Raw genomic sequence first — 15605 nt, forward strand, 5'->3', positions numbered from 1 at the left:
TTATTATGCTGGAAATAAATTATGTAACACTGAAGAATAAGGAAGTGAAAACATGCCTATTTCAAAAGGTTTCTATAAAAAAGTGTATCCGTGGTTAAAAGGGGAAGATAGAAAAGATGTGTTGTATCGACCGTTTCTTACAAAGGGGAACCCGTACAAATCACGTATTTTCCTAGTAAGTTCGCATGCGGTACCGTTATTTAAAGTGGAAGACAGAAGCGAGCAGACTTTTGCAGAGTCATTAGTGAATAGAGAGCTTTTCCACGACCTTTATTTAAGTGAAATTAAAGGGGCACCCCGGGAATTTAAAGGCTCGTTACAGTTTGAAAACTGGCTGGAAAACCAGCACCAGGAATCCCTGATTTATACGTCGCTGAATACATATCAGCTGGAATCAGCCGATGAAGCGAAGGTAGCGAAAAAAGAGAATCCAGCTAATTTTGAGCGGGGGAATCTTATTTTTAAAGAAGTGGTAGAGGAGTTTCAGCCGGAAATTATTATTTTGCAAGGGACTGCCGCATATGAGCAATTTAAAGCGCGGTATGCTGATCGGTTAGCTATTTTTAATGAAGATGTGACAAAGGTCCAATTACTGGAACAGACCGGCCCATTCGCGGAGATGGTTTATGAAGATGGCAAAAAAGTGTCAATTTTTGTTACCCGCAGCATGAGCTACTTCGGCGCGGACGGTTCGAAGTTCGAACAATTTAAAGAGAATTTTTCTAAAACATTAGAAAATAATGCCTAAAACCGAACATTATCCCGCATATAATTTACTTTTTAACCAAATTTCCGAAAAATAAGAATAATTTTATTATTTAAATGTTATTGCAAACTATCATTTCCATGATTATAATTGGAACATTCATATTGTTAAATTAAATATTCGCCACTCATATAATAGCAAGGATAAGGCTTGCAAGTTTCTACCGGTTTACCGTAAATAAACCGACTATGAGTGAAGCATGCTTAATGAATGTATTTGTCCAATTATTATAGATTGCACAAAACATTTGTTATTACTTTTGAACTTACTCGGAAGTCTTGCTCCACTCATTGTAGGGAGCTTGCCTTTCGAGTTTTTTGTTTTTGTTTACATTCAAATGGGAAGGAGCTTTTATCATGAAGCTTTTAAAGGAAAAAATAGAAAAAGAGGGCCAAGTGCTTTCAGATACAGTATTAAAGGTAGATTCGTTTTTAAATCATCAGATTGACCCATTGTTAATGAAAGAAATCGGCGACGAATTTGCGAGACGTTACTCGGACCAAATCATTACAAAAGTATTGACGATCGAATCATCCGGTATTGCACCTTCAACTTTTTTAGGGTTAACACTAGGTGCACCTGTTGTCTTTGCTCGTAAACGCAAATCACTTACATTAACGGACAACCTGTACACATCAAAAGTACATTCATTCACGAAAAACGAAACGAACGAAATTTCAGTATCGAATCAGTTTATTACGGCGGATGATAATGTCGTAATCATTGATGACTTTTTAGCAAATGGCGAAGCTTTGAAAGGCTTAATCGATATTGCGAACCAGGCAGGTGCAACAATTGTCGGTGCCGGTATTGTAATTGAAAAAGGCTTCCAAGAGGGCGGAAAAATTTTACGCGAGCAAGGACTGCGCATCGAATCATTGGCAAATATTAAGTCATTGGCGAACGGCAAAGTAGAATTTTACGATTAATTAAGCAGCACATATTTCTAAAAGGTAATAAAGTTCAAACGATGTAAATTGACTCAGCAAGAGTACACATATATTGGAGGAAAACTTTTTATGAATAACACGAAAGCAACAATGCTTGGAATTCAGCATTTGTTGGCAATGTATGCAGGAGCCATTTTAGTACCGTTAATTATCGGTGGGGCATTAGGATTCAGTTCAGCGCAAATGACGTATTTAGTAGCGATCGATATTTTCATGTGTGGGGTAGCAACACTGTTCCAAGTATGGAAGGGGAAAGTAATCGGCATTGGGTTACCTGTTGTATTAGGCTGTACATTTACAGCGGTAAGCCCGATTATTGCAATCGGTTCTGGCGGCGGCTTAGGTGATGTTTACGGCGCGATAATTGCTTCAGGTATTATCATTGTATTAATCGGAGGCCTTTTCGGGAAATTGATTAAATTCTTCCCGCCTGTTGTAACAGGTTCGGTCGTTACGATTATAGGAATCAGCTTAATTCCGGTAGCTATTAACAATATGGCTGGCGGGCAAGGGGCAGCAGACTTTGCATCAGGTTCAAATGTGGCATTAGCGTTTATTACATTATTAATTATTTTAGTAATTTACCGCTTCACAGTTGGCTTCGTTCGTGCGATTGCAATTTTACTTGGTATGGTGTCAGGAACAGTAATCGGTATTTTCATGGGCAAAGTTGATTTTGCCCCGGTTGTTGAAGCATCTTGGCTGCACATTATGCAACCATTCTACTTGGCAACACCAACATTCAATGCTTCTGCTATTTTAACGATGACATTGGTGGCGATGGTATCACTAGTTGAATCAACAGGTGTTTACTATGCATTAAGTGATATTACAAAAAAAGATTTAACTTCAAAAGATTTATCTAAAGGGTACCGTGCAGAAGGACTAGCATCGATTATCGGTGGTATTTTCAATGCCTTCCCGTACACAACATTCTCACAAAACGTAGGACTGATCCAAATGTCAGGCGTACGCGACCGCAAAGTCATCTTTATTACTGGCGGTATGCTGGTAGCACTTGGATTCCTGCCAAAGCTGGCAGCATTAACAACAATCATTCCAACACCAGTCCTTGGTGCCGCGATGTTGGCAATGTTCGGTATGGTTATTACACAAGGTGTTAGAATGCTGGCACCAGAAATCGCAAAATCAATGGAAAACGCAATGGTCGCAGCACTAGGCGTTGGTTTAGGAATTGGCGTAGCTACAGTACCGGGGATTTTTGAAAACCTTCCGTCATGGATGTCGATTTTAACATCGAACGGGATTGTTGCAGGGTCAGTAACAGCGATTTTCTTGAATGTGTTGTTTAATATGGTCGGGACGAAGCGTGTTGATCCGATGCATGTGATGGAGTAGTTAGAGCTAGGCAATAATTTGAATAAAAATGGTCCCACGGAAAAAGCTAGGTAGTCTGCTTCTCCGTGGGATTTTTAATTTTGATTTGGATTTTGAATGTAGGTAGGCCCAGTGCATAGATGCTACCATTACTCGATTGCATATGATTTGCAGTAAGCTAATATGCTTAAAAGAATGATGAAAATGGGATAAACTGACACTACGTCTATATTGAAAAAACCTTGAATCAAATATCCTATTAACAATAGTGACAGGTAGGTGGAAATTGAATTGTTATTAAATGATATGAAACGAGAGTACAATAAATATAAGCATAGAAAAGCGGGAATGCCTAGCGTTAATAGGGTCTCTAAAAAGATATTATGTGCTTTATCAACTTCAATTTCTGTCGTGTTAAAATAAGTCTCTTTTTCCTCTGGGCTAAAATAAACCCGCTTATAAAAAGTATCTGGACCTGTCCCGAATAACAGTTCCTTAATAGAGCTATTTTGAAAAGTTTTGATACTGTTTTCCCAAATAATCCCTCTTGAAGAGCCGAATTGTCCTGGATCTTTTTGATCCTCCTGCAGTGCTTCTATGGTTGATGTATAGAGTCTTTCGCTAAACTGAGGATTTGTAAAAAATATAATTAATGAAACGGTAAATAAGCCCATATACAATGACCAATTAGATAGACTTCTCCAATAACCTCCATTTTTCCAGTTAACAATGATGATGCAAATAAAAATGATCAAGCTAGAAAGCCATGCAGAGCGCGTTTGAGAAGTTAATATACATGCATATACGATAAAAATCGAAAATAAATAAAACCACCGACGATATTTAAAATAGAGATAACAACCCAATACAAACATAAGATAAAGATACGTTCCTAAAAAATTTGGATTACCAATGGTTGAAGAACTTCTATAGCCGTAAAAGAAAACTTGATTTTCATAAAATTGTGGCCAAACTCCATAGGATAGCAAAATGCCGTAAATGGAAATAGGGATAGATGTAAATACAAAAGCTTTTAATAAAATCATTATTTTATTATGGGTTAATATTAAATAGCTATACAAAAATAGTATAAAGGTAGATATATAAAAGTAGAAACCTGTATGCCTAGTAAATGTACCAAAAAAAACGTCGTCTTCATAAGGTGAGAAGAGAGTTGAAATGATTATAAATAATATGAACCCAGCGAGTAAAAATTTACCAGGTAGTTTTTTTAATCTATGTAATTCTATTGAACGGAACTTCAGTAATATATGGATAAGAGCTGCAAGAGATAATGCAGTTAGCAGAAGTGATTTTGGGTAATTGTAATAGTCACCAAACCAAGGTGTATAAAATAGAGGAAAAAGAATCGCCATACTGAGTAATATAATCATGTAAGTCTCCCATAAAGCAGTTAGTAGCTTGGATAATGGATATTGTTAGGGTGATATAAAACTATACCTATTATACTGTATTTTTGTAAAATAATACATTTTTTAAGCTGTGTTATTGCTTTGCACTGAATTAAAAGAATTAGTCATCTAACATTACCATTCAGGTTTTCAAAAACCACCATCATGTAGCTAGATTTTAACAGTGAATGGGATTCTTTCATTCTTTCTGTACCAGTATGGCCCATTTTCCTGAATGTGTTGTTTAACATGGTTGGGACGAAGTGTGTTGATTCGATAAATGTGATGGAGTAGTGAAGGAAATATTGAAAATAATTTGAATCAAAATAATCCCACAGAAAGCTAAGATTGGCTTTTCTGGGGGACTTTTTATATTAGTTATATAGTACATCTAAGTGATTTAACAAAGATGTAGGATCTGGCGTGTTTTCTTCACTTACTGTATCAGATAGACTGCAAATTCCACCTTCTTTAAATAATTCAGGATTTGAAGTGGAATCATATATTTTTTTAGTCAGGTTATTATTTTTATATTGAATAATCCCGCCTGAAAATGATCCTGCACAAATAACAGATGTGTCATCAATGTGCTGGTTGAAATTACCACTTTTAAAATTACCAGTAACTATGATTTTACTATTTTCAATTATTGAGTTTAAAGTATCCATTACAAAATTTCCATTACTTATTATTAATGAATCTTTAAATCCAGCGGTATTAAAGTGTTGAAGTTCAACATTGCCATTTACATAAAACTGGCTTTTCTGAACTAACGTATTGAAATTTCCCATTTTAAATTTCCCGTTAATTATAAATTCTGAGTTTTTAATGACATGATTGCTATTTATATTTCCAAAGGTAAATTCTCCATCACTATATACTTTTGAGTCCACTATCCCCGAATCCACGTTTCCGAAATTCCCCCCATTTTTAATGTATAAGGTAGTATTGTTTAATCCAGCATTTCCAAAATCCCCGGTTCCTTCTGAATAAAATGTTGAATTTGTCAGATCAAAAGATTGATTGAATGTCATATTATTTTTAACGTACACGATTGAATCTTTTACTGTATTATTGTTATTAATTTCGAGTGTACCTTCTATTACCCCAACAACTCCATTGTAGGTAGATTGGTTATCGGTATTGACATTTTGGGTAATTTTACAATTGTTTAAGGAGTTTAAATTATTGGAATTACACTGGTTATTAATATTTTTCAGTTTTTCTATTGCCTCGATTTTAGGTATTTCTTTTAATTTCACTGCCGAAGAAGTAGGGTTTCCCTTTAAATAATCATCGATATATTGCTGAATGGATAACGTTATATGTCCCGTAAGTTCGGCTGTTTTACCATTACCTGTAAAGCCTTTACTTATAAATGTAACTTTAATTTCGTTAGGCGAATTAGTTAGTAAATTTTGATAAGTAATTTTAAAATTATCATTCGGTGTATCAAGGATATTCACATTAATTTTTATATTTTTATCGATAAAATTACTTCTATCTAATATTAAATGAGTAATTATAGTATTTACGTTAATAGGTATTTGAGCATCCGGGTTTTTGGATTTATTTAAAGTTTCTATATGTTTTATTGTATTTTTGATCGCATCGTTTAAAACATTAAAGCTGTGCTCTGTATAAAGAGTTTCGTAATAGATAATACCTATTTCGGCTAAATCTGTTGCCACTTGCTGTTCTTTAGTAAGGTTGATCTGTTTTGTATTCGTAAAGTTTAAAGTTATTAGGGAGAGACCAATTGTAGTAAATATTACAATTACAAATAATGCAATTACTAACGAGAAACCTTTTTCATTTGTTTTCATTAATACGTCCTCCCTTTATAATATTTGAAGAATTGTCTTGGTGGTGTGTTCGATCTGATACTTCTTACTCGTTAATTTAAGTTCGAGTGTAAAAGATTTTTCTGTACCTTTAGGGTTGACTGTAAGCATTTCAATAGCTCCGTTTACTTCATATTTATAAGTATTGAACACAGCTTTATTTGGAGATTCTGCACTCTCAATTAACATTTCTCCATTATTAAATGAAATGGTATAGGTTTCTCCTCGTTCATGAAACTCACGTAATACAGTAAGTAAGTAGTTCGCTTCATTTTGTAATTTCGCCCGCTCTTGAATTTGTTTTGAATTATTTATGCCTGATAAAACGATATTAAAGATAACTAACATAACAATCGAGCTAATAACTAGAATAGCCAAGGTTTCAACAAGGGTTAGACCTTTTGAGTTAGACTGCAATTTCATTTGATCACCTCTCGCTGTGAAGTGTAAGTAATAGATTTAGGGTGATCTTTTATCATATCATCTTTTTTATCCCATACTTTTATCGTTACTTTCCGAAGTCTATAATACTCCGTTTCTACAATCGGACTAGATATTTCTTGAATGATGAGCTGGTAGGGGAATTCATTTAAAAAAGCTGTTTTCGTCAAAGTCGAATCATATTTGCATAAGTCACTTACGGTTTCCTCCAGTTTTACAGCAGAACAATTAGCTGTAATTTGGGCAGATAGTTCTCTTGCTACGGCACTTGCGGTGTAATGCTTATTATTATTAGAGTTTACTTTTGTATTTTGTATAAATATATAGTAAAAGGATAGGGTAATAATTGTGAGTATAACTAGAGCTGCGACAACTTCCAGCAATGAAAACCCGCGTTCCTCCTTTAGCCATTTCATTTTGGGTACCCCCTCATATTGTTATTTAAATGGCTCACGCCATTTTGGCTTGTAACGAGACTTTTTTAATATACAAACCGATCTCTGTTGCAGATGCCAGATAATCATAATCTGTCACTTGTTTAGCTAGCTTTTCGAATTTGCTACAACTAAGCCCTCTGTCAGACTAAATGAGTTTTCTATAACTTCATCTAATTATTTTGCTCTAGTTAATTGTGATTATATATTATTTATTAATAATATATTCCTTTTTAAAGAAAAGAACAGTATTCAGGAAAAAATGTGAAATATTTTATTTGAATAGAGGAAGAAGTTACAACATTTACAGTAAACAATGAAATATAAAAAGATGGTACTGTAAAATACAGGGACCATCTCTTTGTTTAATCTAAATTTCAAACATATCTTCTGACTTTAAGAGAGTGTTAGGATTAGGGTTGGTGGGTGCCTCTATAGTATATAATGGATTATTTTTAATTGGTGGAATAGAGGTAAATGTAGTATCAATTTTCCCGTTACCAGTTTTTTCGATTGAATTAGCAAATATTGTTGCACCAAAAGTAGTTTTCCCGCTTAAATCAATATTACTTTCAGGTGCATATAAAACGTTACCAAATATATTCAAATTATTTATTTTATTATTAGATTTACCTATCACAAATATGTCTAAACTTGATGAGTTTAAAAATTTACCTGAGTTATCAACTTCAGAAATTGTTAATCCTGACTGCTTAGCAACTTGTATTCCATTACAAATAATTATCTCGACAGGGTATTGAATTGATGAAACCTGTTTAAATTTAATTTCTCCCTTATTTATCTTTAGTGAGTCAATATATAATGTTGTGGGTTTATCTATTGAGTAAGTTTTTCCGGTATCAATACTTGAATAATTGGATGTAATTTCACATTGCTTTTTATGATAATTGTATTTTTTGTGCATTTCAACAATAATAGGGTTGCTACTTTCAGTGCTAAATGAAGTTACGGTGTAGTTAATTTGTTCGTGAATCTTACCCGTTAATTTTTTAGTTTCCTTCTCGCCGGCTTCATTAAAAGAAGTTACAGTTAAATTTCCCTGCAATTTAAAGTTACTATCATCAGCCATATAAAATGGTAATGAAATTTTGTTACTGCTACCGTCTTTTCCGTTGTTTTCTCCAGGTAAATAAATAGGTATAGGTTTTCCACCTCCGATAGGATCAAGGGTAATAGAAAAATCCCGAGTTAGAGTTCGTTTCTTTTCTGAGATATTACCAACAGACGTAATTTTATACGTAAGGTTATTATCGTAATCTATAGTTAAATATGAAAATGGCTTTAAATTTTTATTCATTTCAAATTTATCAAAATAAATTTGAACGCCTTTTAAATTAATATTTTCGTCAACTTGTTCAAAGGTCTGAAAAAATAATTTATTTAATTCTAAAACAAATTTATTTCTAAATTCAGTATCAAAATCAATAGATACAGGAGTAACTGTTGGATTACTTAAGTGTTGATTATACAAATTTAATATGTAATTCTTTGCTGTTGTATTAGCAATCTCAACATCATTTTCTAATATACTTTGATAGTAATTAATACCTGCTTCTGCAACGTAATAAACAGTTTGATCAACTTCCTCATTTTTTGATGTTTTCAATGAGTTGGTATTAATTGTAAGTAAACTTAAACAAATAACAGAAATAAACACAACAGTAAATATAACAAGAAGCATTGAATAACCATATTCTTGGCGTATATACCTCATATTAGATACCCCCCCTCCTTAAATGAATTTCAGTACTTTTCCCATCTGAACAATCCTCTGTGTTAGATAACGTAATTGATATTACATCATTGCCTGTAAACATTACACAACCTAGGCCATCTGTAATTATTTCTTGAGTTTTTATTTCTACTCCATTAACTACACGAATCGCTTTCTTTTTTAACTTATTATCTTCTAATAAAAAAATTACACTATTGTCATTTGAAATATCAGGGAATGTTAATTTTAGTTCTGATATGGAAGCTTGGGCTGATGTTGAACGTCGAATATCCTTTGTAACAACTTTTAGAGCATATGTAATGTCAAATAAATCTTTCATCTCTTGTGTTTGTTGTGTTTTTTGTTTTAGACTAGATTGAATAATACTGAAAACTATAATTGCTATAATAAATGTGATTACTGTTGAGATTACAATATCTACTAAAGTCATCCCCCGCTTATTATTTAATAAATACCTCATGGCTTATTCCCCCAACGAAAAATCGATTCCATTATTATAGAAGTAGGGCTATTTTCCTTTGGTACATTTACAACGACTTGCACTAGTGTGTCATTATTAATTGCATTTTCATCTGTAATATTTGTTAGTTTTATCCAATATTTTGTATTGTCTTTGTTTACATATTTCTTACACTCGTTCATACAAGAGAAATCTGTAGAATCATAAAGAAACTCTTTATTTTTCAGTTTCAAAGGTTTAGGCGAAGTATTTTTCAACCATAACGCGCTGTTGCTAGATACGATCCCATAAATTCCTTCCATATCTTGCTGAGCGAAATATGTTGCTTCTACTACTGATTCTGATAAGATATTTGTCTTTTTGGATTGGATGAAAATAGTGAAAAATGATAATAGAATAATTGTAAATAATACAATCGAAGCTACAACTTCAACTAATGATAGTCCACGCTCTTCATTTAATAATCTCACAATAATCCCCCTTTTATTATGATTTTAAGCACATAACTGATAGCTTTAAAAATGTAATCAAATTATCCATTATGAAAAAATAACAAAATTTAAATTCTTTAATTCAAGTTGGATAGGTAAAATGGAACAATAAAAAATTAAATTTAAAATTTAACTAAAAATACATAGTCATAAAGTAATTCATCGTGTATTATAATAGTAACATAAGTGAACATTTGGTAAAAGGAATAAAAATTAGCATATAAGATGAATTTTTTGAGATAAAATATTATAATATTTTCCATAATATATATAATAAGTGAATAGTTTAGATTTTTTCTCCATATATCATATTAGGAAATAAGTTTTTAGTTATAAAGTCCTTATTATACAAGATGAATTAAGTGATTAGACGGGGTGAGTAAATGAAAATTATCTTTAGGTCAATAATCCCAATAGCTTTGCTAGTAGTCCTTTTATCAATCTGGATACCGAACTTTATAGTAAGTACAGCAGCTTCCGCTGATAATAATGCAGTTGGTTCGACAATCGGCGGGTTAGAGACCAGTGATTTGAAAGGTGAGGAGTTAAAGGAATTGCTGACTAATGCCGTTAACGAATGGTATACCCAAAATCTGACTGTCACTGGCGGAGGGACTTCCGTTGAAGTGAGCTCATCCACATTCCAGTTTGATATTGAGAGTACGGTAGAAAACTATGAAAATCAGGTACATAAGTCATGGTTTGCCTTCTGGAAAGAGACGCCGACAGTGCATCTCCCACTAATTGTTTTTCCTAGTGAGGTTGTGAAAAACGAGATTAGTAATGTTTCATCTTGGGATACAGATTTGACTTATAACAATATACAACTGAATGCAGCGTATTTAAAAACTGATCCTGTTGAAGCAGTTGTAATAGATGTATCGATACTGGAAACAGAACGAATTTCATTGTCAGTCGAACCGATGCCGGAAGGGGCAATGGGTATTAATGAACTGGTTCTTTCTCTTCATGAAACGGTAATAGAACCGCAGATGGCTTTTTCGATGATTGAAAAGCTTGGGGATACGATGAACTTGGCGAACCGTGAGGCTATTAATTTTGTTGCATCAAATGTATATAATGCAGCACTGAATATTAATGCGGAAATACTGGAACGGCATTCGCAAAATGAAATCCCCTCCTATTTAAAAGCTGGTTTGGAAGCAAAGGTGGATCTACTTGCAAGTGAGGATCTCAAATTCGCAAATACTTTATCCAATCCAGTCGTTTTGAAGCTGATTATGGAAGAAGGAAACTTGAAGACCGAGGTATATACATCGGCAAAAGAAACGGAAGTAGATGTAACTGTTTCGAAGGATGAGGAGATTCAGCCCCGTACAATTACACGTTACTCTTCACACCTGGCAATTGGACAGACGGAACAAGTACAGGAAGGTGCGAAAGGTTTACGCGTGTCGGTTTATCGTACAGCTTTTGATGAACAGAAGCTTGTGAGCCATGATTATTACCCGCCTGTTGACCGGATAATTATGAAATCACCCAAACAACCAGAAGTGAAGACACCATCCGAAAATTATCAAGTCGATTTAGATGGAGACGGATTCCCGGATGCTGATACGACTAACGGAAATGGATTAACTACACCAGTTAGTGGTTCCCAAAATAACGGCTCTAATGCATCGAACAATTCTGCAAACGGCGATGATCAAGAAGAAAATCTCTCTCCAGGTAGCTATTACGATAAAGGTGGAAATTTAATTACTCCAAAATAAAGGAGGACATAGATATGAAGGCGAAATTGAGAAAACGCTTAGGGGACTTGCTTTTGGAGTCGGGCGTTATTACCGAGGCACAGCTTACTTACGCACTGGCAAATAAAAGCCGCGACGAAAAACTCGGGGATTTTTTTATTAAAGAAAACATACTGACGGAACAGCAGCTGATTGAAGTACTGGAGTTCCAGCTAGGTATTCCGCATATGACACTGAGCAATCATGTCATAGCACCGGAGCTGCTGCAGCTTGTACCGAGAGAACTGGCGAAACGTGCGAATATCATGCCAGTGCGTCGGGATAAAAATAAGCTGCTTATTGCGATGGCTGACCCGATGGATTATTTTGCGATAGAAGAAGTCCGTATGGCTACAGGCTGTCAAATTGAAACGAGTATTGCTACGAAGGACGACCTGTACCGAACGATTACAAAATACTATGACCTGCAGGCTTCGATGGATGCAGCATTAACAGAGATTGAAGTAAATACACCGGAAGTTCAACAGGAAATTACCGATGAAGATTCTGCTATTGTACGACTTGTAAACCAGATAATTAACAATGGGGTTGCCCAGCGTGCATCCGATATTCACTTCGATCCGCATGAAACAGAATACAGAATTCGTTATCGTGTCGACGGAGTGCTTCGTACAGAACGTTCTCTGCCAAAGCATATGCAAAATATGATGACGGCCCGTGTGAAAATTATGGGTGGACTAAATATTACAGAAAACCGTATTCCACAAGATGGCCGGTTTAAAGTTAATATCGAATTCAAAAGTGTCGACATTCGTCTTTCTACATTACCGACTGTCTACGGCGAGAAAATTGTTATGCGTATATTGGATATAAGTAATGCTGCAACAGACATATCACATCTAGGGTTTACAGAAAATAACGAAGCAATTTTCAGGAAGATGATCGAGAAACCGAATGGCATTGTGCTAATTACAGGTCCAACAGGTTCAGGGAAATCTTCCACGTTATATGCAGCACTTTCCAATTCAAATAATGAAGGTGTCAATATTATTACAGTCGAGGATCCGGTCGAATACCAGTTAAATGGTGTAAACCAGATTCAAGTCAAAGAAGAGGTCGGGTTAACGTTCGCAGCGGGATTACGTTCAATTTTACGTCAAGATCCCGACATTATAATGATCGGGGAAATCCGCGATCTGGAAACGGCACAAATTTCGATACGTGCATCGTTAACAGGGCATCTCGTATTAAGTACACTACATACAAACAGTGCGATTGAATCGATTTCAAGGCTGCAGGACATGGGAATTGAACCGTTTCTCATTTCTTCATCGCTTGTCGGTATTATGGCACAACGTCTTGTACGTCAAATTTGTCGGGATTGTACGATGGAGATAGAGCCTACGATTAGGGAAAAACAAATTTTTGCAAATAATGGATTAGAAGTGAATAAGATTCGGAAAGGTCGCGGCTGTGCAGCATGTGGAAACACCGGCTACCGTGGGCGACTTGCTATCCACGAGTTGCTGCCTGTTGACCGTGGATTGAAAGATCTCATTTTAAATGGGGCAAGCGGCTATGAAATTGGCGACTATATGCAAAATGCCGGGCATAACACATTACTGCAGGACGGATTACTGAAAGTGTTGGCTGGTGTCACGACGACAGAAGAAGTGCTGCGTGTGGCGACAATTGACTAGGGAGGAATGGACATGACATTAAACATACAGGATTTACTGCAGCGTGCGTATGATGAAAATGCATCCGATTTGCATGTCACTACCGGCATCCCTCCCGTTTACCGAGTAAATGGTCAGCTGAAGCAATATGGGAATGAAATTGTTACGGAAGATATGGTAACCCGCATGGTACAGGATATTTTACCGGATTATAAACTGGAGGAATTCGAGGATAAAGGTGAAACCGATTTTAACTATTCATTGGAAGGTTTATGCCGTTTTCGTGTAAATGCGTACCATCAGCGTAATGCAAGTGCAATTGCAGCGCGTTTGATAGCCAGTGAAATTCCGACAATCGAATCATTGAATTTGCCGAAAGTTCTTTACGATTTAGCTGAAAAACCACAGGGGCTTATTTTAGTAACAGGTCCAACCGGATCGGGGAAATCTACTACGCTGGCAGCAATGATCGATTATATTAATGAAAATAAATCAAAACATATTATTACGCTTGAAGATCCGATCGAATATTTGCATACACATAAAAAATCGGTGGTAAATCAGCGCGAAGTAGGTATCGATACTGGTTCATTTGCGAATGGCTTACGAGCATCACTTCGTCAAGATCCGGATATTATTCTAGTTGGGGAAATGCGAGATTTAGAGACCATTTCAACAGCAATTACAGCAGCGGAAACAGGTCATCTAGTATTTGCTACACTTCATACATCCAGTGCACCGACAACAATTGACCGCATTATCGATGTGTTCCCACCGCATCAGCAAGGTCAAATTCGAATTCAATTGGCAAATGTACTGCAAGGAATTGTCTCACAGCGATTATTCATTCGAAAAGATAAATTGGGCCGGGTTGCCGCGACTGAAGTTTTAGTAAGCGTGCCTGCTGTAACAAATTTGATACGAAATGAAAAAATTCACCAACTCCCGAGTGTGATGCAGACAAATCGGGCGTTAGGGATGCATACATTAGAGACATCTATACAAGTTCTTGTTTCTTCAGGAAAAGTTTCGTTGGAGGAAGTACGTCCTTATCTGAACGCAGGTGAGTATATTTGACCGTATTTAAATATGTAGGCCGCACAAAGATGGGGGCAACACAAAAAGGGACGATTGATGCAGCGAATAAAGCAGCCGCCATTTTAAAGCTGCGCGAAAAGGGCATCAATCCTCGAGAAATCGAAGAATCAAAAAGTTTATTGCATATGGAAGTCAGCCTTGGCAGCAAAAAAGTAAAAACACAGGACTTTGTTATTTACTGCCGTCAGTTTGCGACATTGATTCGGGCAGGTGTTTCACTCGTAGAAGCGACTGACATTTTAGCAAAGCAGGCGACAAGCAAGCCACTGAAAAAAGCACTAGAAGCGGTGGGAGAAGATATTCGTTCAGGTATTCCATTTTCGGATGCAGTCAGGAAACATCCGAAAGCATTTCCCGAACTGTTCGTCAATATGATGCGTTCGGGAGAAGCAACGGGGAATATCGACGATACGCTGGAACGTCTGGCAAATTCGTACGAAAAGTCTTTCCGCTTAATCAAAAAGGTACAGTCGACGCTGACATACCCGGCAATGCTTTTAGTAATGATTGTAGTTGTCGTGTTTTTCATGCTGATTTTCATTGTTCCGACATTTGTTGAATCATTCGAATCGATGGATGCGGAACTCCCGACTTTAACGGTTTGGACCGTAGCTTTAGGAGATTGGCTGAGGCAATACTGGTGGTTCCCGATTGGAGCCCTGGCTATTGGTGTTGTGGTATTTCAATATCTTTACAGGAATAATGAACAGTTCAATTACACCGTCCATTATTTTATGTTGAAGATGCCGATATTTGGTCCGCTTTTACAAAAAACAGCGATTGCGAGATTGACGCGTAATTTATCATCTTTGTTTAGCAGTGCAGTGCCGATTTTGCAGGCATTGATGATTTCGCAAAAAGTATCAGGAAACCCGGTTGTAGGAAAAGTCGTAATGGACGCACGAGCAAGTTTGGAACGAGGAAGTTCGCTGACAGAGCCGTTAGAAAAAAGCTGGATTTTCCCGCCTATGGTAACGAGTATGACAAGAATTGGTGAGTCTACAGGTTCGCTTGATTATATGCTTGAAAAGATTGCAGACTTTTATGAAGAAGAAGTTGATAGAAACGTCGATACTTTAAAATCTTTGATTGAGCCATTAATGATTGTTTTATTGGCGGGGGCAGTAGGTATTATCGTAGCGGCAATTTTCTTGCCGATGTTTAGTCTTTATGAACAAATGTAAACAGAAAATTAAAAGACGTTTTGCAAGGAGGCATCGAAGC

Annotated in this window: 14 protein-coding genes and 1 riboswitch; of the genes, 7 read left to right on the top strand and 7 right to left on the bottom strand. The window is 35.9% G+C overall.

All coding sequences use genetic code 11. The annotated features are described in order from the left end of the window. Positions 1-52: 52 nt before the first annotated feature. From ACQKN3_RS12125 to ACQKN3_RS12135, 3 genes are all read left to right on the top strand, one after another. A complete protein-coding gene (locus ACQKN3_RS12125; RefSeq protein WP_427711757.1) occupies positions 53-748 on the top strand; it encodes an RNA 2'-phosphotransferase in 696 nt (231 codons plus the stop codon). Positions 749-873: 125 nt separating this feature from the next. Then, positions 874-975: riboswitch (purine riboswitch) on the top strand. 147 nt (positions 976-1122) lie between these two features. Next, complete coding sequence (locus ACQKN3_RS12130; protein WP_427711759.1) at positions 1123-1695, top strand: xanthine phosphoribosyltransferase; 573 nt, start codon at positions 1123-1125, stop codon at positions 1693-1695. A gap of 90 nt (positions 1696-1785) precedes the next feature. Beyond that, positions 1786-3075 (top strand): nucleobase:cation symporter-2 family protein, encoded by a 1290-nt coding sequence (locus ACQKN3_RS12135; RefSeq protein WP_251690507.1) that lies wholly within the window; start codon positions 1786-1788, stop codon positions 3073-3075. A 128-nt stretch (positions 3076-3203) separates the two neighbouring features. Here the strand turns inward: ACQKN3_RS12135 and ACQKN3_RS12140 are convergent, their stop codons facing one another. The 7 genes from ACQKN3_RS12140 to ACQKN3_RS12170 form a co-directional block, all read right to left on the bottom strand. Further along, positions 3204-4448: an O-antigen ligase family protein gene (locus ACQKN3_RS12140; RefSeq protein WP_427711762.1), complete on the bottom strand. Its 1245-nt coding sequence runs from the start codon at positions 4446-4448 to the stop codon at positions 3204-3206. A gap of 392 nt (positions 4449-4840) precedes the next feature. Then, positions 4841-6292 carry a type IV pilus modification PilV family protein gene (locus tag ACQKN3_RS12145; RefSeq protein WP_427711763.1) on the bottom strand — a complete coding sequence of 484 codons (1452 nt, stop codon included), beginning with the start codon at positions 6290-6292 and terminating at the stop codon, positions 4841-4843. Positions 6293-6307: 15 nt separating this feature from the next. After that, positions 6308-6733, bottom strand: a complete 426-nt coding sequence (locus ACQKN3_RS12150) for a PilW family protein (protein ID WP_427711765.1) — start codon at positions 6731-6733, stop codon at positions 6308-6310. Then, positions 6730-7167, bottom strand: a complete 438-nt coding sequence (locus ACQKN3_RS12155; protein WP_427711767.1) for a type IV pilus modification PilV family protein — start codon at positions 7165-7167, stop codon at positions 6730-6732. Before ACQKN3_RS12155 ends, ACQKN3_RS12150 begins: the two co-directional genes overlap by 4 nt. Positions 7168-7555: 388 nt before the next feature. Continuing rightward, on the bottom strand, positions 7556-8920 hold the full coding sequence (locus tag ACQKN3_RS12160; RefSeq protein WP_427711769.1) for a hypothetical protein: 1365 nt from the start codon (positions 8918-8920) through the stop codon (positions 7556-7558). Between the two features lies 1 nt (position 8921). Further along, positions 8922-9401: a hypothetical protein gene (locus ACQKN3_RS12165; RefSeq protein WP_427711771.1), complete on the bottom strand. Its 480-nt coding sequence runs from the start codon at positions 9399-9401 to the stop codon at positions 8922-8924. Further along, positions 9398-9871 carry a type IV pilus modification PilV family protein gene (locus tag ACQKN3_RS12170; RefSeq protein WP_427711773.1) on the bottom strand — a complete coding sequence of 158 codons (474 nt, stop codon included), beginning with the start codon at positions 9869-9871 and terminating at the stop codon, positions 9398-9400. Before ACQKN3_RS12170 ends, ACQKN3_RS12165 begins: the two co-directional genes overlap by 4 nt. A gap of 404 nt (positions 9872-10275) precedes the next feature. On the opposite strand from ACQKN3_RS12170, the gene ACQKN3_RS12175 reads away from it, so the two are divergent. The 4 genes from ACQKN3_RS12175 to ACQKN3_RS12190 are packed head-to-tail and all read left to right on the top strand — an operon-like array spanning position 10276 to position 15565. Then, positions 10276-11625: a VanW family protein gene (locus ACQKN3_RS12175; protein ID WP_427711775.1), complete on the top strand. Its 1350-nt coding sequence runs from the start codon at positions 10276-10278 to the stop codon at positions 11623-11625. A 14-nt stretch (positions 11626-11639) separates the two neighbouring features. Next, positions 11640-13304: a GspE/PulE family protein gene (locus ACQKN3_RS12180; protein ID WP_427711777.1), complete on the top strand. Its 1665-nt coding sequence runs from the start codon at positions 11640-11642 to the stop codon at positions 13302-13304. A gap of 12 nt (positions 13305-13316) precedes the next feature. After that, on the top strand, positions 13317-14360 hold the full coding sequence (locus tag ACQKN3_RS12185) for a type IV pilus twitching motility protein PilT (RefSeq protein WP_427711779.1): 1044 nt from the start codon (positions 13317-13319) through the stop codon (positions 14358-14360). After that, a complete protein-coding gene (locus tag ACQKN3_RS12190; RefSeq protein ID WP_427711781.1) occupies positions 14357-15565 on the top strand; it encodes a type II secretion system F family protein in 1209 nt (402 codons plus the stop codon). The genes ACQKN3_RS12185 and ACQKN3_RS12190 overlap by 4 nt, the downstream gene beginning before the upstream one ends. Positions 15566-15605 lie beyond the last annotated feature (40 nt).

It is taken from the genome of Solibacillus sp. NPDC093137 (assembly GCF_050280445.1).
Taxonomy (GTDB): Bacteria; Bacillota; Bacilli; order Bacillales_A; family Planococcaceae; genus Solibacillus; species Solibacillus isronensis_B.

What these genes read in the sequence shown, in the direction of transcription:
- ACQKN3_RS12125 (WP_427711757.1), top strand. Translation starts at nt 53, where the DNA reads ATGCCTATTTCAAAAGGTTTCTATAAAAAAGTGTATCCGTGGTTAAAA.
- ACQKN3_RS12130 (WP_427711759.1), top strand. Translation starts at nt 1,123, where the DNA reads ATGAAGCTTTTAAAGGAAAAAATAGAAAAAGAGGGCCAAGTGCTTTCA.
- ACQKN3_RS12135 (WP_251690507.1), top strand. Translation starts at nt 1,786, where the DNA reads ATGAATAACACGAAAGCAACAATGCTTGGAATTCAGCATTTGTTGGCA.
- ACQKN3_RS12140 (WP_427711762.1), bottom strand. Translation starts at nt 4,448, where the DNA reads ATGATTATATTACTCAGTATGGCGATTCTTTTTCCTCTATTTTATACA.
- ACQKN3_RS12145 (WP_427711763.1), bottom strand. Translation starts at nt 6,292, where the DNA reads ATGAAAACAAATGAAAAAGGTTTCTCGTTAGTAATTGCATTATTTGTA.
- ACQKN3_RS12150 (WP_427711765.1), bottom strand. Translation starts at nt 6,733, where the DNA reads ATGAAATTGCAGTCTAACTCAAAAGGTCTAACCCTTGTTGAAACCTTG.
- ACQKN3_RS12155 (WP_427711767.1), bottom strand. Translation starts at nt 7,167, where the DNA reads ATGAAATGGCTAAAGGAGGAACGCGGGTTTTCATTGCTGGAAGTTGTC.
- ACQKN3_RS12160 (WP_427711769.1), bottom strand. Translation starts at nt 8,920, where the DNA reads ATGAGGTATATACGCCAAGAATATGGTTATTCAATGCTTCTTGTTATA.
- ACQKN3_RS12165 (WP_427711771.1), bottom strand. Translation starts at nt 9,401, where the DNA reads ATGAGGTATTTATTAAATAATAAGCGGGGGATGACTTTAGTAGATATT.
- ACQKN3_RS12175 (WP_427711775.1), top strand. Translation starts at nt 10,276, where the DNA reads ATGAAAATTATCTTTAGGTCAATAATCCCAATAGCTTTGCTAGTAGTC.
- ACQKN3_RS12180 (WP_427711777.1), top strand. Translation starts at nt 11,640, where the DNA reads ATGAAGGCGAAATTGAGAAAACGCTTAGGGGACTTGCTTTTGGAGTCG.
- ACQKN3_RS12185 (WP_427711779.1), top strand. Translation starts at nt 13,317, where the DNA reads ATGACATTAAACATACAGGATTTACTGCAGCGTGCGTATGATGAAAAT.